The sequence below is a fragment of the Sphingomonas mangrovi genome (assembly GCF_047975845.1).
In the GTDB taxonomy this organism is placed as follows: Bacteria; Pseudomonadota; Alphaproteobacteria; order Sphingomonadales; family Sphingomonadaceae; genus Sphingomonas.
Genome location: NZ_JBIUCZ010000016.1, coordinates 25,661 through 43,419, shown reverse-complemented (window position 1 = coordinate 43,419; position 17,759 = coordinate 25,661). Strand labels below are relative to the sequence as shown.

Below are 17,759 nucleotides of genomic sequence, written 5' to 3'. Positions count from 1 at the left end.
AGAACGCGGTGCAGCATTTCGGCAGCAGAAATAGCATCAAAGCGACCGCTAACAGTACCAATGCCGGTCCACGGCAACGTTGGTGCAACCAGGTGGTCTTATCTAGGCAATACGTCCTGTCTGCGCAGCACCACCTCTCGATGGGCGGTGATGATCTTCTCGCAAAGCGCAAGCCGTTTGGAAATCGGAGTTATCCCGTTTGCCGACTGGTCGAGCGCCCTCCACGGTGCGCGTTAGTGGCAATCCCTCCCGTGCTTCGTGCCGCCCCTCTTACCGAGGACCACTCATGAAGCCTCCTCGATCAGCGTCGGCTCAGACGACGGTCACCGTCGTGGCGATCGAAGCTGCCGGCATCGTGCCTTCGCCGGCCGACGCCACGGCGAACCGGCCGCGAGCGCGGATATCCGCCGACGAGCTGCCGATCATCACCTCGATCGCGCCGGGCTCGATCGCCCACGTGCCCGCCTTCCAGAAAGCGAGTTGCGCGTGAGTCAGCGTGAAGCGCACCGTACGCCGCTCGCTCGGCCGCAGCGACAGGCGATGAAAGCCGCGCAGCTCGCGCACCGGCCGCGCCACGGACGCGATGGGGTCTCGGATGTACAATTGCACGACTTCGTCGGCCGCCACGCTCCCGGCGTTGGTCACCGCGACGCTTACCACTGCACCGTCGGGGCGCTGGTCGATCGCGAGCGCGCCATAGTCGAACCGGCTGTAGCTGAGGCCGTGGCCGAACGGGAACAGCGGACCGACGTCGACGTCGCGATAGCGGGCGCTGTCGATCGCCAGGTCCGGGTTCGCCGGACGGCCGCTCGGTACATGCGCGTAGGTCATCGGCAGCTGGCCGGTCACGCGCGGCATGCCCATCGGGAGGCGGCCGGCAGGCGCGGTCTTGCCGGTCAGCACCTCGGCGATGGCGGGGCCGCTTTCGATGCCGAGAAACCAGGTTTCGAGCACCGCAGGAATGTCGGTCAGCGCTTTTTCCAGCGCGAGCGGGCGGCCGTTCATCAGGATCGCGACGATCGGCTTGCCGGTGGCGCGTATGGCGTCGATCAGCGCCTGCTGCTTGCCCGGCAGCGTGATGTCGGACCGGCTGCGCGCTTCCCCGCTGAGGTCGTAATCCTCGCCGATCGCGAGCAGCACCACGTCCGCGCCGGCTGTCGCGCGCGCCGCGGCGGCTGGATCGGTGCCGGCATCATAGACCGCCTGCGGCATCGCCGCGCGCAGCGTCACCGCATCCTCGGGCCGGCCGCGCGCGCGCCACGATCCGATCGCCGAGGACGCGTCGTCCGCGAGCGCGCCGATCAGCGCGACCTTTGCGCCCGGCTTCAACGGCAGCACGTCGCCGTCGTTGCGCAGCAGCACGGTCGAGCGCACCGCCATGGCGCGTGCCTTGCCGCGCGCGAGCGGTGCCGCCTCGCGCTTGGCGTCGCCGAAGCCGTAGGGATCGTCGAACAGGCCGAGCCGCGCCTTGGCGGCGAGGATCCGGCCGACCGCCTCGTCCACCAGCGGCAGCAGCGTCGCATCCGCCTGGACGGCTGTGGCGAGGTACTCGCCATAGGTGCCGCTCGCCATGTCCATGTCGACGCCCGCACGCAGCGCCAGCGCGGCCGCCTCCGCCGGGGTCGAGGCGACGCCGTGATTGATGAGCTCGCGGATCGCATTCCAATCGCTGACGATCAGCCCCTGATAGCCCCAGCGCCCGCGCAGCTGGCCGCGGACCAGTTCCGCATGCGCCGTCATCGGCACGCCGGCGACATCGTTGAACGCGGTCATGAAGCTGCCGGTGCCCGCGCGGATCGCGGCGTGGAACGGCGGCAGATAGACTTCGTGCAGCGTGCGGTCGGAGAGTTCGGCGCTGTCATAGTCGCGCCCGCCGGCGACCGCGCCATAGCCGACAAAGTGCTTCGTGCACGACAGCATCCGGTTGGGTGCGGAGGGATCGCCTCCCTCCAGCCCGCGCACCTGCGCCTCGGCCATGCGGCTGCCGAGATAGGCGTCCTCGCCCGCCCCCTCGACCACCCGCCCCCAGCGCGGATCGCGCGCCACGTCGACCATCGGGGTGAAGGTCCAGTGCAGACCGGCCGCGCGCGCCTCTTCGGCGGCAAGCGCGGCGGCCTGCTCCATCATCGCCGGATCCCAGCTCGCGGCGAGTGCCAGCGGCACGGGCAGGATGGTGCGATAGCCGTGGATCACGTCCATCGCGAAGAGCAGCGGGATGCCCAGGCGCGATTCCTCCACCGCCACCTTCTGCAGCTTGCGCAGCGGCTCGGCGCCGGCGACGTGGAGGAACGAGCCCATCTCGCCCCGCCGAACGCGGTTCAGCATGTTTTCGTCGAGGCGCGAGTTGAGCGCCTTCTGCCGGCCGCCGGCGATCTGGTTCATCTGGCCGATCTTTTCGGCCAGCGTCATCCTGCCGATCAGGTCGCGGATGCGCGCGCTGTGATCGCGCGTGTTCCGCGCGATCGCGACCGGTGCCCAGGCGGAAGCGGCGAGCAACGCGCCCGTCGTCATCACATCGCGCCGGTTCACGCCACCGACACCGCCCGCCGCTCCCGCGCGGAGCGGTAGATCGCCTCGATCAGCCGCATGTCGCGCAATCCCTCCTCGCCCGAGGCGCGCAGCGGAATGCCCGTCAGGATGCTCTCGCACAGGTGGTCGAGCTGGCCCACGAACTGGTTCTTGCGCGGCACGGGCAGCGTGACCTGCTCGGTCTTGCCCTCGTGGTTGGTCCACATCTTGTGGCCTTCGTAGGACGTCGCCGGCTCCAGCCCGACCCAGCCTTTGGTGCCGGAGGCGCGGAAGCCGTTGTGGTTGGAGGAATAGCTGGAGACGCAGTTGGCGATGAGACCCGACGGGAACTTCAGCTGGAAGTCGATCCGATCCTCGACGTTCTTGAAGCGCGGATCGCTCCTGTCGGTCCATTCGGTCGCGACCAGTTCGACCGGCTCCTCGCCCGAAAGATAGCGCGCGGCATTGAGACTGTAGATGCCGATGTCCATCAGCGATCCGCCGCCCGACATCCGCTTGTCGAGCCGCCACTGACCGCCCTGGGCGAAGAAGCCGTGCTCGGCGGTGATCAGCGTCGGGCGACCGACGAAGCCGGTCTTCACCAACTCGATCGCGCGCCGATTGTGCTGCTCGAAGTGGCAGCGATAGCCGATCATCAGCTTGCGGCCGGCCTTCTTGGCCGCGGCGATCATCGCCTCCGCTTCGGCGGCCGTGGTCGCCATCGGCTTCTCGCACATCACATGCTTGCCGGCTTGGCTGGCGCGGATCGCATATTCGGCGTGCATCGCGTTCGGCAGCACCACGTACACGACGTCGATATCCGGATTGTCGCGGATCCTGTCGTACTCGGCGTAGCTGTAGCGGTGCGTCTTCGGGATGCCGTACTCGGCGCCGTAGCGCTCCAGCTTCTCCGGCGTGCCGCTCACCAGCGCCACGAGGCGGGCGTGCTCGCAATTCTTGAACTGCGGCATGATCTGGCCCGTGGCGTAGCCGCCCAGACCGACCACGGCATAGCCGATCTTGCGTTTGGGGACGCTCTGCGCCTGTGCGCCGTCGAGCAGCGCAGTGCTCGCCAAGACGGCACCGATCCCCTGCAGCACGCTGCGCCTGTTCCAGCTGATCATGGTCTCTCTCCCGTTGCCATCATCGTAGCGCTGTTACCGCTCCCGCGCGAGACGGAAACGCTGGGCACGGGCACATGCGCGCTCGTCGAGGGCCTCGCTGGCGGGCGCTAACGCCTGGCCATCGCGCTATTTCTTCGGCAGCTTGATGCCCAGCAACACGAGCTTCCCGTCGATCCCGAACCAGTGCGGCACGCCGGCGGGGACCAGGAGGACGTCTCCGGGGCCGAGCCGCCGCGTCACACCGCCGTCGATCCGGCTTCCCTCCACCAGCCCCGGCTGCGTCTCCTTCGCATCCGCCATCGTGCCGCCCGAGACGAGCGTTCCCGCCCCTTCGATCACCAGCGCATATTCCGCTTCGTCGGGGTGGACCGCCGGTTTGCCCGGTGCCTTCCAATATTCCAGCGCCGCGACCGTTTCGCCGTCCCTCACCAGCGGCTCATAAGCGAAGGTGGCATTCCCCATCCGCGCCGCCATCGCGGCGACCTTGGCGCGAATGTCTGCCGCGCTGGCGGCATCGGCCGGCGCGGTCTGCGCCGCCGCAGGAACGGCGACGGTCAGCAGCGCCGCGGACAGGAACATGGCAGATCGGGAATGGGGCACCGGCTTTCCTCTTTCCTAGAAACGCTCGACAATAGAGACCGTCACCCGAGAGATACACCATGTCCGCAGATGGCAAACGCCACGCCGCCGGACAGCCGATCGGAGGACAGGATGTTCAAGGAAGTGGTAGCAGCGGTTTCGTTGCTCGCAGCGGCGCCCGCCGCGGCACAGGAACAGGACGACACGATCGAGCTGCGCCGCGGCGACATGATCGTGCGGCTGATCCCGTTCGGCGCCACCGTTACCCAGATCGAAGTTCCGGACCGCGCCGGCAAGCGCGCCAACGTGCTGCTCGGCTTCGAGAGCCCGGCGGCGTTCCGGGCGAACAATCACAAGGCGTCGTTCGGCGCCACCATCGGCCGCTACGCCGGGCGGATCGCCGGCGCCCGCTTCACGATCGACGGCAAGCCAGTACAACTGGTCGCCGACGACGGTCCGAACGCGCTGCACGGCGGCGGCCCGGCGAAGTTCGACACGCAGGAATGGACCGTGCGCGAACGCAGCGCCGATGCGGTGACCTTCACCCTCGACAGCCCGGACGGGTTCCAGGGCTTCCCGGGGCGCCTCCAGGTGGCGGTCACCTATCGCCTGCTTGCCGGCAATGCCCTGCGCATCGACTATGAAGCGCGCACCACCAAGCCGACGGCGCTGAACCTGACCAACCATGCGTATTTCAACCTCGCCGGCGAAGGCAGCGGCTCGATCCGGGAGCAGACGCTCCAGATCCTCGCCGACCGCTATGTCGTGACCGATGCAGGCGGAATTCCGACCGGCGCCTTTCCGTCGGTGGCCGGAACCCCGCTCGACCTTCGCGAACCGCAGCCGCTCGGCAAGGGCATCGACAGCCGCGTGCCGCCGATGGGACCGCGCGGCTACAACCACGCCTGGGTGTTCGACAAGCCGGCGGACGCGCTCGCGCCGGTCGCACGGCTGGAGGATCTGGCCTCAGGCCGGACGCTGACGGTGGAAACCACCGAGCCGTCGATCCAGGTCTATACCGCCGGCTACCTGGACGGAAAGGATCGCGGCCCCAGCGGCCGGCTCTTGCAGCCCTTCGACGGCGTCGCATTGGAAACCCAGCATCTGTCGGACAGCCCGAACCAGCCCAGCTTCCCCAGCACGCTGCTCCGCCCCGGCGAGACGTTCCGATCGACCACAATCTGGCGGTTCGGGGTCAGGCGCTGAGCCCCGGCCGGTCGGCGATCACCAGGAGCGGTGGATCGCAGGCCGAGCGGACCTCCCGTCTCGGCGAACGCGCACGCCGCGCCTCGGTTCGCTGCTGCCACCACGCTGGCAACAGCCCCCCTCTACGCAGGCCCCTCGGCGGCCATCCCGGTCGCGGAGGACCCGAAGATGCTGACGCTGTTCCACGCCCCCCGCTCACGATCGACGCGGATCATCTGGCTGCTCGAGGAGTTGGAGGCGCCCTTCCAACTCCGGCATGTCACGATCCGCTATCGCGATGGCCGGGGCGACGGACCCGATCCTGCCAATCCCCATCTCGACAAGAAGGTGCCGGCACTGCTGCACGACGACATGCTGGTGACGGAAAGCGCGGCGGTGGCAGTCTATCTCGCCGATCTCCAGTCCGACGCGGGTCTGGCCCCGCCCATCAGCGATCGGCACCGCGGCCCGTTGCTTTCCTGGATCAGCTGGGTCGAGGGCGAGTTCGGTCCTGCCATCTTCCAGCGCCTGGCCGCAGGCACGGAGAAGCCCGCGCCATGGCACGTCACGCGGCAGCCGCGGACCCCGGCGGCGTGACCCGGCGGGATGCCTAGCTGGGAGCGACAGGGGTCCTGGTGACCGTCGCGCTGCTCACCATCGGTCACGCCATCGCTCGCGCCGCTGGTGGCGGGCCTGTAGGGTCGCCCCGATGCGCCGCGCCGACCGCCTGTTCGAAATCGTCCAGCTTCTCCGCCGCGCATCCGTGCCGCTGACCGCGGAGGCGATCGCGACTGAGCTGGAGACGAGCCGGCGGTCGGTATATCGCGACATCGCCGCCCTGAACGCTCAGCGCGTGCCGATCCGCGGCGAGGCGGGGATCGGCTATGTGCTCGAACGCGGCTTCGACATGCCACCGCTGATGCTAATCTCGGACGAGGTGGAGGCGGTGGTGCTCGGCGTGCAATGGGTGCTGGTCCACGCCGACGAGGGGCTCACCCGCGCGGCGGCCGACATGCTTGCCAAGGTGGCCGCGATCGTCCCAGAACGGCTGCGCGCCGCCATCGACGAACCGGCGGTGATCACCCCGCCCCCCCGAAGCGAGCGGCTCGACGCCGGCGTCGACGTCGCACGCCTGCGCGCCCGGAGCCTGCAGGGACGCAAACTGCACATCCGCTACGCCGACGAAGGCGGCCGCGTGACGGAGCGCACCGTATGGCCTTTCCTGGTCGGCTACCTAGACCAGGTCCGGATGCTGATCGCCTGGTGCGAGTTGCGCCGCGACTTCCGGATGTTCCGGACGGATCGGCTTTCGGCGATCGAGTTCCGGGAAGAACGCTATCCTGAACATCGAGCCGCCCTGAGGCGGCGTTGGCTGGCGATGATGAACGAACGGCGGGATTCGGGCGCGATACAAAGCCGTCGGGAATGACAGGCTCCGGGATCCATCAGGCGGCGAGATAGAATGGAACGCAAGTTCCGAAGATCAGCGGCGGGTCTATCAAGCGCAGCGTAACGCCGGACGCGGATGCGCGCCGAAGGTGGAACCATGTGAAGATGCTCACATGCGAGACGCCGTCGTATACCGCTTGTGAGGGCACGATATACCAGCTGCCGCCACCAGCCGCTCACAAGCTGAACATGCGCACAGCTCACAGACTCGTGAGCATCGGAGTCGTGATCGTGACGCACTCTCATCCCTGGGTTCGATCGAATGCATCAGGGTCGAGATGACGTAATTGGGGCCTGACCAGCACTCAGCTGGCGGACAATCGCATGATCGATCCGGCTCCTGACAAAAAGGGGCGGGTTGCGCCCGCCCCTCTTCGTTTTTGCCGAGTTGGCCGCAATCAGAAGCTGATGCGCGCCGTGGCGGTGAAGCGGCGACCCAGCGCGTCGTAGGTCGACGGATAGGTGTTGCCGCTGTTGTACGAGGTCGAACCGATCGAGTTACCCACCAGCGGCGGCTTCTTGTCGAACAGGTTCTGCGCGACCAGCGTGAGCGAGAAGTTCTCGGTCACGGCCAGGCGCGTCGTCAGGTCAAAGATGTCGTAGGCGTTGATCTTGTTGAAGTTGAACTCCCGATCATAGGCCGGCACCACGCCCTCGAACGCAGGATCGCTGTCCGCAAACTCGTAGCGGACCGTGTCGATGTGACGCCACAGCAGCGACACGTCGACGTCGTCGAAGCTGAGCGTGGTGCGCTGCGACCACGAAAACTCCGGCTGGATGGAGGCGCAGTTTTCGCTGTAGAGGCCCACGCACTCGCGGTTCAGGCCGGTCGGAACCGCCTGGAATTCGCTGCGGTTCGTCCAGTTGCCGTTGAAGTTAAGCCCCAGCGACGCAAAGCCAAGGTCGCGCGTGTAGTTCACGACCAGGTCGATGCCGTCGGTCCGCAGCTTGCCGAGGTTCGACAGCGCCAGCGGAAGGCCAGGCGTGGTGGCATAGTCGCCGCTCAGGCTGCCGTCGATCGGGTTGCGACGGATCGCCAGACACGCCGGGTTGGTCACGCTCAGTTCGGTGAAGCAAGCGTCGATCGCGTCACCCGGTGCGGGCTGGGTGATCGCGTCCTCGATCTTGATGTGGTAATAATCGATCGAGGCCGAGAAGCCCGGCAGCGCGCGCGGGGTGAACACCGCACCGACCGTCCAGCTGTTGGACGTTTCCGGCTTCAGCGCAATATTGCCGCCGCCGGTGTTGTTGGCCTGACCCGCGTTCGGAACCGGGATCGAGCCGATCGCACCTACCGGTGCACCCTGCGCGATGCAGACGTCGCGAAGCGCGCCGGTCGGGGCCGGGCGTCCCGCGATCTGACCGCCGCTGGCGTCAATGTTCGCGCAAGGATCGTCCGACAGGTTGGTGAGCGTGGTGTTCACCGGATCGAACAGCTCGGAGATATTCGGCGCACGGACGGCGTGGGAATAGTTGCCGCGCAGCATCACGCCGACAATCGGTTCCCAGCTGCCGCCGACCTTCCAGGTCGTGGCGTCGAACGACGGATCGCCCACCGCATCGATGCCGTAGCTAGAGTAGCGCAAGCCGGCTTCCAGCGTCAGGCTTTCAAAGAACGGCCGCGCGCTGACGAGCGGGACGTTCACTTCGCCGATCGCCTCGGCGACGTGATAGCCGCCCGAAATGTTCGGCGCAGCACCACCGGCGCCGCCCAGGTCGCCGCTCTGCGACAGCAGGTCCGACTGCTGCGATGCGGTGTACTTACGATACTCACCGCCGATCGCGAAGCCGATCGCCTCCGATGCGAATGGGCTGGTGACGCCGAAATCGCCGCTGATCGTGCCGCGTGCCTGCGCCAGAGTGGTGCGCACGAGAATCTGGCTGTTTGCGCTCAGGAAGTCGATCGCCTCCGGCGTGATCGACCCTTCCGGTCCGAAGACGTTGACCGGGACGCAGCCATTGGCTTCGTTCTGGCAGCTGACGGTGCCGTCGGCGTTACGGGTAACCAGCAGCGACTGGGCCATACGCGAATTGAGCGTATAGCCCTGCTGCGTCTGGATGTTCTCGCTCTCGCCGTACGCGCCGAACAGGTCGTAGCTGATCGAGCTGGTGATCGCACCGCGAACGCCCAGGCGATAGTCGAACAGCGTGGTGGTGAAGTCGGAGGTGCGCGGCCCAACCTCGGTCGCACGACGCGACAGGCTGGTGCTCACCGTCTGGTAGCCGGCATCGCCCGGGTTTGCGGTCGCCGCGGCATCGCACTGCGCCTGGGTCAGATACGGCGTGTAGCCGACCCCCGGATTGGTGTCGAAGGCGCAAAAGGCGTTGCGCTGCGCCGTCGACAGATAGGGGTTGTTGAGGCTGATCGTGACCGGAATGCTGAACGCACCCGACGGGGCGATGATCGTGCTCACGGTGTTCTTGGAGAAGATGCCGCGCGTGTAGACCTCAACCGCGGGCGAAATCTCGTAATTCGCCGCCGCATACATGTTGTAGCGCTCGAACGGCGTCTGGAAGATGTTGAACGGGTTGAAATTGTAGGGATCGAAGGTCCCGTTGGTGCGGAAGCCGCCGTCGTTGGTGATCTGACGATTCCCCTGCACGGCGTTGCAGGCGACGGTGAAACCCTCGCCGCAGTTGGCGGTGATCGAGTCCGCGAACAGCGGGTTCACGCCGGTGAAGCGCGAGGGCACCGTCGTGCCGGAACCGCTGATGGCGCCGGTGAACGAATCGATTGCGGACAGCGATACGTCGCGAGCGCCCTGATAGACCGCGTCGCTGCTCTGATAGCCGATGCTCAGCACCGCGTTGCCGCGGCCATCGTCAAAGTTCGCGCCGATCGTCGCGTCGAGGCGGAACACGTTGCCGTCGCCGCGTTCGGTGATCTGGTTCGACGCCTGGATGTCAACGCCGGCAAAGTCGGAACGGGTGATGAAGTTCACCACGCCGGCGACGGCATCCGCACCATAGGTGGTGCTCGCGCCGCCGGTCAGCACGTCGACCCGCTGGACCAGCGCCAGCGGCACGTTGTTGAGGTCGAAGCGGCCTTGCAGCTCGGCAGGAGTGATCCGCACGCCGTCCAGCAGCACGACGTTGCGGTTGGAGCCCAGCCCGCGCAGGTTGACGAAGGACGCGCCGCCGTTGCCGTTGTTCACCGAGCTGCCGATCGACGGCACCACGCCGGGCAATTCACGCAGCAGCTGTTCGGCGACGTTGGTCTGGCGCAGTTCGATCTCGTCTTCCGAAACGACGGTGACGGGCGCGGATGCGACGAGGTTGGGGTTCCGGATCAGCGACCCGGTGACGATGATGTCGCTGGTGCTCGTCTCTTCGGAGACCGTTTCTTCCGACTGCGGCTCGACCTGCGCATAGGCCGGGCTTGCCGCCAGAGCGGCAGTGATCAGCAACGTCGACGCCATCAGGCGACCGCGATACCCGTTCTTCATCAACGACATTCCCCCTAGGATGAACCCACGCCCACCACGCTGCACAGCGCGGTGGAGCATTGATCCTATGCAGCGATGGAAACGAACGACAGGGCCTGTCGCAGCGCAACAAAGTTTTTTGAAACCTCTGTGTCTTTGACACCACGGTTACAGATTCGGTTTGACCGTCTCCCCCAGGCCCCTAAGCTTTCCAACATGGTACGGGAGGAATAGGTGCTCAGCAGCAGTGGTTTTCTGATGACAGTCCTCGCAACGCTGACTTTGCAGGCGCAGCAAGATGCGCCGCTGCGGGCGAGAGCGACGAGGCCAGTCGACGCCATGCTGGCTTGCCGGGAAACGCCCGATCCGCAGGCACGTCTCACCTGCTTTGACCGCGAGGCCGAACGCCTCGCCGCGGCGCGTGAGCGCGGCGAGATCACGGTGCTCGACCGCGAGCGCGTCCGCGCCGCCAATCGCTCGCTGTTCGGCTTTACCGCGCCCGCGCTCGACTTGTTTGCGGAAGAGGAAGGTCGCGAAAAGCGTGCGGAGCCGCTGCGAGAGATCGAGAGCGTGGTGAAGCAGGTCGCGGGCGGCAGCGCGGGGCTGGCCGTGCTGCGACTGGAGGACGGGTCGGTGTGGCGGCTAACCGAGAGTGCACGGATCGCCCCGCGCGTGGGCGATACGATTCGGATCGTACGGGGTCCGCTCGGCAGCTATCGTGCGGCGATCGACGGACGCCGGCTGGTGCGGATCGTTCGCGACCGCTGAACCGTCATTGTTTTCGAAGAACCTGGGGATGGTTGCGATGGTACGAATCTATCTTGCCGGTGTGACGGCGGCCTATCTCGTCGTACCGCTGCCGCTAGCCGCGCAGGTCGCACCGTCTGCCGTGCCGCCCTCGGCGCCGACCACCACTGCCGCCGCCGAGGACCAGCGGCTGCTCGCGTTCCTCGACGCCGCGTTCGATGCTTCGGCGGCGCTGAGCCCGGAACGGCTCACCAGCCTGGGGATCAAGACCAGGCAGGACCGGCTCGACGACTATACCGATGCTGCCCCTGCCCGCGCCGTCGCGCTGCAGGAGCGGCAGCTCGCCGAGATGAAGCAGCGCTTCGTCCCCGCCCGGCTGGGCCCCGCCGGGCGGCTGAGCTATCGCCTGTTCGAAAAGAACGTCGAGACCGCGCGACGCCAACTCGCCTTCCGCCGCTACGCCTTCCCCGTGTCGACCAACGGCAGTCCGGCGGGCCAGATCCCCGTTTTCCTCATCAACGAGCACCGCATCGATACGGTCGCCGACGCACGCGCCTATATCGCGCGGATTGCCGAGACCGAACGCGTCCTGCGCGAGGTTTCCGCGACGATGCGGGCGCAGGCGGCGCAGGGCATCGTCCCGCCCAAGATGGTGTTCGCCCCCGCGCGTGGCGACGCGCGCAAGGTGCTCGTCGGCGCGCCGTTCGAGAACGGTGCCGACAGCACGGTGCTGGCCGATTTCCGCAAGAAGGTCGCCGCGCTTGACGCACCCGCCGCGACCAAGGCGGAGCTCCTCGACCAGGCGCGCGCGGCGCTGACCGGGCCGTTCCGGCGCGGCTTCGACACGCTGTTCGCCACCCTCGACGAAATCGAGCCGCAGGCGAAGGGCAACGACGGCGCCTGGAGCCTTCCGGGCGGCGATGCCTATTACCAGGCGCGACTCGCCTATTACACCACCACCGACCTCACCGCCGAGCAGATCCACCAGACCGGGCTCGCACAGGTCAAGGCGATCCGCGCGGAGATGGAGGCGGTCAAGAACCGCATCGGCTACCAAGGCGACCTCGCCGCCTTCTTCGACGCGGTGCGCAGCGATCCGGCGTTCAAATATCCCGACGGCGACGCCGGGCGTGCGCAGTATCTCGAGGACGCGCGCGGCGTGATCGCGCGGATGATGGCGGCGGCCCCCCGCTATTTTCACCGCCTGCCCCAGGCCAAGCTGGAGGTTCGCGCGGTTGAGCCGTGGCGGCAGGAGACCGCGGCGGTCGCTTTCTACAACCGCCCCGCGCCCGACGGATCGCGCCCCGGCATCTTCTACGTCAACCTGGCGGACATGACCCAGGTGTCGAAGCAGCAGGTCAATGCGATCGCGGTGCATGAGGGCGCGCCCGGCCACCATTTCCAGATCGCGCGTGCGCAGGAGCTGCCCGGCCTGCCCAAGTTCCGCCGCTTCGGCTCCTACGGCAGCTATGTCGAGGGCTGGGGGCTCTATACCGAGCGTCTGGCGCGTGAGATGGGCGCCTATCCGACGCCGGAGACCGAGTTCGGGATGCTGTCGCTGCAGATGTGGCGCGCGATCCGGATGGTCGTCGACACCGGCATGCACGCCAAGCGCTGGAGCCGCGAGCAGGCGATCGCCTATTTCACCGCCAACGCCCCGCTATCCCGACGCGACATCGTGAAGGAGGTCGACCGCTACCTCAACAATCCCGGCCAGGCGACGAGCTACATGGTCGGCCAGCTCAAGATCGCCGGGCTGCGGGCGAAAGCGGAAGCGGCGCTGGGGACCCGCTTCGACATCCGCGACTTCCACGAAGCCGTGCTCGCCAACGGCGCGCTGCCGCTCGACGTGCTGGAAGAGCAGGTCGACGGCTATATCGCGGCGAAGCGCGGATAGCCTCCAGCGCCACGTCGGCAACGCGGAAAGGGTGCGTTCAACTCAGCATTCGCTCGGTAACTAGCCGTTCCAGCAGGGTCAGCGGCATGGGGCCGTCGAGCAGCACCGCGTGGAAGGCGCGCGGATCGAAGGCGGCGCCCTGCCGCGCCTTGACCGCGTCGCGCAGCCGCACCCAGACGGTGTGGCCGATCTTGTAGCTGCACGCCTGGCCTGGCCAGGCGGTATAGCGGTCGATCTCGCCCTGGCTGCGGCCGCGCGCGATGCCGGTGGTGGCGATCAGATAGTCGGTCGCCTGCTCGCGGCTCCAGCGCTTGTGATGCATCCCTGAATCCACCACCAGCCGGGTGGCGCGGAACAGCAGCGACTGGAGATAGCCGACCTGGCCGAGCGGGTCGCCCTCGTACATCCCCATTTCGTCGGCGAGCTGCTCGGCGTAGAGCGCCCAGCCCTCGGTATAGCCGCTGAAGCCGCCGCGCCGCCGCAGCATCGGGATGTTCTCGGCCTCCAGCGCCGACATCACCTGGAGATGGTGGCCGGGCACCGCCTCATGGTGGGTGAGCGTCGCCAGCCCGAACTTCGGCCGGTCGAAGGTGTCGCGCAGGTTGATATAGTAGATCGCCGGCCGCGCCCCGTCGAGCGAGGCGTTCTGGTAATAGCCGCCCGGCGCCCCCGCCTGGATCGACGGCGGCACCCGTCGCACCTCGACCGGGGCCTTGGGCAGCGTCGCGAACTGCTCGGGCAGCCGCTTGCCCATCGCCACGATCTGCGCGTTGAGAGCGGCGAGTAGCGCGTCGCGCCCGGCATCGGTGTTGGCGAAGAGCTGGTCGGGGCGTTCGTTGAGCGCCACCAGCCGGGCACCGACGCTGCCCTTCGTCATACCCTGCCCCTTCAGGATCGTGTCGATCCGCGCGCCGATCTCGGCCACCTGCGCCAGACCGAGGCGATGGATCTCGTCGCCCGACAGTGACGTCGTCGTCGCCGCCTCGGCAGCGGCGCGGTAATAGGCCTCGCCGTCGGGCAGCCGCCACACGCCGGCGTCATGGCTGGCATGACCGCGCAACTCGGTTATGAGCGAACGCTGGCGATCAAGCGCCGGAAACACCTCCTGTTGGACGATCCGCTCGGCACGCGCGACGTGCGCATCGGGCAGCCCCGCTGCCTGGAGCTTGGCGGCGAGCGAAGCCACCATCACCGTCGCCGCGGGCGGCTGGTCGCGCAGCGCCGCCAGCTGTTTGAGCGTGGTGTCGAGCAGATAGTCGGGCGCGAACACGCCGCGCGCCGCATCGGCGCGTTGCCGCTCGCTGTCGGCATCGATCGCGGCCGGGAAGGCGGCGAGCCGCGCGACATAGGCGTCGGCGTCGGCGGCATCCTTGATGCGGTGCTGGGAATCGAGGAAGTCGGGGACGTTGCGATAGGCGCCGGTCAGCTGGCTGAGCACGTACGGAGCATAGCGCCCCATGCTTGCGCCATAGGCAAAGCGCTCGCCGCCGGCGATGCTGCGCTGGAGCTGGTAGGCGACGACTTCGTAGTCGAGCCTCGCCGAAGCGGACAACGACGCCGGGTTGATCTTGCGCAGCTCGGCGAGCTCGCGCTTGCTGCGAGCGAGATCGGCAGCGATCCCCGCGGCCGAACCGTCGCCGAGCTGCGACTTGAGCGCCGCGCGTGCGCCGGTATCGAGCCCCAGCCGCGTTGCCCCCTCGGGATCCTCGGCAAGGCGATCGTAGAAGAAACGATCGAGCAGCGTGCGCAGCCGTGCGTCGGGGACGGCATCATGGCTCGTATCCCGCTGCTGGGCGGCGGCGGGGACGGCGGCGGCAAGAGTGGCGGCGCCGGCACTGCCGAGGAAAGAACGACGGTCCACGCGTATCTCCGACTGACTGCAAGAACGGCGTTGTACCCGCCAGCGTGGGCCGTGCTACCCTGCAATCTCACGAGGACCACCTCGGCCGCCACCGCATCGGGATAAAGTGCGCAATTCCGAGCAGATAGGAAACGGCAGCGGCTAAGAACCGTCACCACCGCTTGAAGCAAGCCGTCCCTTTATTCGATCGGACGGTGCCAGTGTTTCATACGATAACGATCCGGAGCAGATTTGAAGAGAGCACCTAACCACAAGCGCCTAAATCACCGTCTTCCCTAGGCGTTTAGGCTAGCGTTTTTGCGCGGCAAGAATAGACCAACAGCGGTTTGAAATGTTTGCCAACCTACATCAAGGATGGCGTTATCTACCTTCAAGCCAGCGACTGCCCGCCACAGGGAGACATCTGCCGCTATCGCATAAACTTCCTGAGAGGCGATCCGGCCCAGTCTGCCAGAGGCTCACGATGTCGCTGCTGAGCAGCTTCTACAAGGGAATGGCCAACCGGATTGTCGTGGGCCCAATCGCGGCGAGGTCGACCCTTCCCCCATGAGCCTGCGCGATCTGGCGGGCTAAGCTGAGGCCGAGCCCTGTTCCGGCCGGCTTAGTCGTCACAAAGGGGCGGAAGATCGCCGTCGAAAGGTCGGGTGGCACCCCTGCCCCATTGTCGGTGACGTCGACGACCAATGCGCTGTCATCGTACGCGGCGGACAGATAAACGGCGGGGCTGGTCGCGGTGCCGGTTGCTGCCTCAACGGCGTTCTGAAGCAATGCCCAAATCGCCTGGTTCATCTGATCCCGATCGAGGGTGGCACAAAGATCCTCGGCGACATCGACGGTCAGCTTCACGTTCGGCCATCGGCTGGCGAAGAGCCGGGCAACATCTTCGACCAGTGTCGTCACGGACGTCTCCTGTTTCAGCGGCGGAGGCAGCCGCGCGAGTGTGCGGTAGGCCTCAGTGAAGCGCTGCAGACCTTCGGCGCGGCGGGCCAGCGTACCGAGAATCTCTGCGAGCAGCGCCGGGTCGCGCTGTTCCGCCAACGCGGTGACGCCGCTTTCGGCCAGCGCCACGATCGGCGTCAGTCCATTGAGCATCTCGTGTCCCAGCACCTGGATCATCTCGGCGCTGACGCGCGCTTCGGCGGTGCGCTCCTCGCTCTCTACATCAATCAGCGCGACCACCGATTGCGTCCCCACAACCACGCGGTCGGCACGCCAGCTCCGCCCGGCGTGGCGCAGATGCGTGGCGTCGGGATCGAGCAGCGGCGTTGGCGGCGGCAGCAACCGGTCGTCGGTATCGAACAGCCGCCGGGCGGCGCGATTGAGCGCTCGCACCGCAGCGCCATCAACCCGCACCAATGGCGTCGGCGAGGCATCGAGCAGCAACCGCTGCACCGCCTCCTCCCGCTCCGGCTCGCCCGCGATCGGGTACGCGGCCGGGTTTTGTCGACGAAGCGCGGTCACGATCAGCGCCCCGCACCACACGGCGACCAGCACCGCTCCTGCTAGCGCCAGCCACAGGCCCTGCGACCAGGCCGCTCCCGCCGCGGCGCCCGCCACAGCGAGCACGAGCGCGAACGTCGAGGCGGCGTGGGTGCGTCTAAAGTCCATGCTGCGCCATGCGCCGATAGAGCGTCCCGCGGCTGATGCCGAGCGCTGCGGCGGCGCGCGAGATGTTGTGGCGATGCTCCTTCAGCGCTGCCTCGATCATCAGCTTTTCGGCATCGTCCAGCCCGAAGGTGGGCGCCCCCACTGCTTGGGCCGCTCCTTCATTCAAACGGGCCGGCCGGATCGCGGCGACGTCCACGGTGCCATCGTCCGACAGCAGTACCGCGCGCTCGATCACCGCCGCGAGTCCGCGTACCTCGTCGGGCCACTCGGTCACCGCGATGATCGCCTCCGCCGCCGGCGTCAGCCGCACCGCGGCATGGCCATAGGCTTCTTGGCCCAGGGCGGCGAAATGGCGCGCGAGCAGCACCGCATCGTCGCGCCGTGCGGATAGCGGTGGCACGGCGATGTCGATCGTGCACAACCGGCGGCGAAGCGGCGGCGTCAACGGTTCGACGCCATCGGCGATGCTGATGCAGCGCAGTCCAGGGGCAAGCCGGTCGAGCAGACGCGCCTGCGCGACCGCGTCCAGCCGATCCGGATGGCGCAGCAGGACCGTGCCGTGCGCCTCGTCAAGCAACCGCCACTGGTCGGAATCGCGTACGTCGATCCGGCGGAGCGTCGCGCCGGCGTCCAGCGACGCCGCATGTACCGCAGTCGCGATCAACGTCCGCCCCGATCCGGACCGACCGGTCACGCAGACATTGGCCACAGTCGGTCCGACGCGGCGAACCAGCGCGCGCACCTCGGCCATCGCGGCAGACTTGCCGATGATACCGGCGCCGCCGCTGACGCGGACCGGTGTGGCGACCGGCTGGGCGTGTCTTGTCATCACCGCCGCGCATTTGGCGAGCAGGTCGTCCTTACGCCACGGCTTCATCACGAAATCTCGCGCGCCCGCCTGCATCGCCGCCACCGCGATGCGGATGCCGCTGTGCGCGGTGATGACGATCACGCGTGCGCGCGGATCGTCCGCCATGATCCGCTCGATGCACGCGAGGCCTTCGTCGCCGCTCGACCGACCGGGGGCGAAGTTCATGTCCAGCAGGATCAGGTCATAGCGGCGGCGCGCCAGCATCAGGAACGCGGCATCCGGATCGGTCGCGATGTCGAGACGGTGCCCCGCGAGGCGGAAGAGGATCTCGGTCGTCCGCGCAATGACCGAGTCATCCTCGACCAACAAGATGTCCCAGGCGGTTGCAGTGGTTTCCGACTGTCCAGTTCCGGACATGGTGTTCAACGCCGTCATGGCGTCGAACGGCATGGAGGAAGAAAACTCTTTCATCATAGCACGTTGGCGTTTCCGGCGCTGAACGGTGACAGGTCACCCATGATGACGGAACAGCCGATACACGCAAGCGCCGCATCCGGCCTCGCCA

General features: G+C 67.3%; 12 protein-coding genes. 5 read left to right on the top strand and 7 right to left on the bottom strand.

What is annotated here, in order from left to right; genetic code table 11:
- Positions 1-312: 312 nt before the first annotated feature.
- The 3 genes from ACBY01_RS09715 to ACBY01_RS09705 form a co-directional block, all read right to left on the bottom strand.
- The gene (locus ACBY01_RS09715) at positions 313-2,529 is read right to left on the bottom strand and encodes a glycoside hydrolase family 3 N-terminal domain-containing protein (RefSeq protein ID WP_416460612.1); all 2,217 of its coding nucleotides are present in this window, start codon (positions 2,527-2,529) and stop codon (positions 313-315) included.
- Positions 2,526-3,632, bottom strand: coding sequence for a Gfo/Idh/MocA family protein (locus tag ACBY01_RS09710; RefSeq protein WP_416460611.1), 1,107 nt, complete (start codon positions 3,630-3,632; stop codon positions 2,526-2,528). Before ACBY01_RS09710 ends, ACBY01_RS09715 begins: the two co-directional genes overlap by 4 nt.
- A 126-nt stretch (positions 3,633-3,758) precedes the next feature.
- Entirely contained in the window at positions 3,759-4,211 is a 453-nt protein-coding gene (locus ACBY01_RS09705; RefSeq protein ID WP_416460610.1) for a cupin domain-containing protein, read from the bottom strand.
- A gap of 90 nt (positions 4,212-4,301) precedes the next feature.
- Between ACBY01_RS09705 and ACBY01_RS09700 the strand changes: the two genes are divergently transcribed.
- From ACBY01_RS09700 to ACBY01_RS09690, 3 genes are all read left to right on the top strand, one after another.
- A complete protein-coding gene (locus ACBY01_RS09700) occupies positions 4,302-5,417 on the top strand; it encodes an aldose epimerase family protein (protein ID WP_416460609.1) in 1,116 nt (371 codons plus the stop codon).
- Positions 5,418-5,585: 168 nt separating this feature from the next.
- Positions 5,586-5,993, top strand: coding sequence for a glutathione S-transferase family protein (locus ACBY01_RS09695; protein ID WP_416460608.1), 408 nt, complete (start codon positions 5,586-5,588; stop codon positions 5,991-5,993).
- A gap of 112 nt (positions 5,994-6,105) precedes the next feature.
- Entirely contained in the window at positions 6,106-6,825 is a 720-nt protein-coding gene (locus tag ACBY01_RS09690) for a helix-turn-helix transcriptional regulator (RefSeq protein ID WP_416460607.1), read from the top strand.
- Between the two features lie 418 nt (positions 6,826-7,243).
- On the opposite strand, the gene ACBY01_RS09685 is transcribed toward ACBY01_RS09690, so the two are convergent.
- On the bottom strand, positions 7,244-10,291 hold the full coding sequence (locus tag ACBY01_RS09685; RefSeq protein WP_416460606.1) for a TonB-dependent receptor domain-containing protein: 3,048 nt from the start codon (positions 10,289-10,291) through the stop codon (positions 7,244-7,246).
- Between the two features lie 213 nt (positions 10,292-10,504).
- Between ACBY01_RS09685 and ACBY01_RS09680 the strand changes: the two genes are divergently transcribed.
- Entirely contained in the window at positions 10,505-11,038 is a 534-nt protein-coding gene (locus tag ACBY01_RS09680) for a hypothetical protein (protein ID WP_416460605.1), read from the top strand.
- 37 nt (positions 11,039-11,075) lie between these two features.
- Entirely contained in the window at positions 11,076-12,914 is a 1,839-nt protein-coding gene (locus tag ACBY01_RS09675) for a DUF885 domain-containing protein (protein WP_416460604.1), read from the top strand.
- 37 nt (positions 12,915-12,951) lie between these two features.
- Here ACBY01_RS09675 and ACBY01_RS09670 read toward each other — a convergent pair whose 3' ends face one another.
- The 3 genes from ACBY01_RS09670 to ACBY01_RS09660 all read right to left on the bottom strand — a co-directional run bounded on the left by ACBY01_RS09670 (position 12,952) and on the right by ACBY01_RS09660 (position 17,644).
- Positions 12,952-14,775 carry a DUF885 domain-containing protein gene (locus tag ACBY01_RS09670; RefSeq protein ID WP_416460603.1) on the bottom strand — a complete coding sequence of 608 codons (1,824 nt, stop codon included), beginning with the start codon at positions 14,773-14,775 and terminating at the stop codon, positions 12,952-12,954.
- 483 nt (positions 14,776-15,258) lie between these two features.
- Positions 15,259-16,383 carry a sensor histidine kinase gene (locus ACBY01_RS09665; protein WP_416460602.1) on the bottom strand — a complete coding sequence of 375 codons (1,125 nt, stop codon included), beginning with the start codon at positions 16,381-16,383 and terminating at the stop codon, positions 15,259-15,261.
- Positions 16,373-17,644 carry a sigma-54-dependent transcriptional regulator gene (locus ACBY01_RS09660; protein ID WP_416460601.1) on the bottom strand — a complete coding sequence of 424 codons (1,272 nt, stop codon included), beginning with the start codon at positions 17,642-17,644 and terminating at the stop codon, positions 16,373-16,375. Before ACBY01_RS09660 ends, ACBY01_RS09665 begins: the two co-directional genes overlap by 11 nt.
- Positions 17,645-17,759 lie beyond the last annotated feature (115 nt).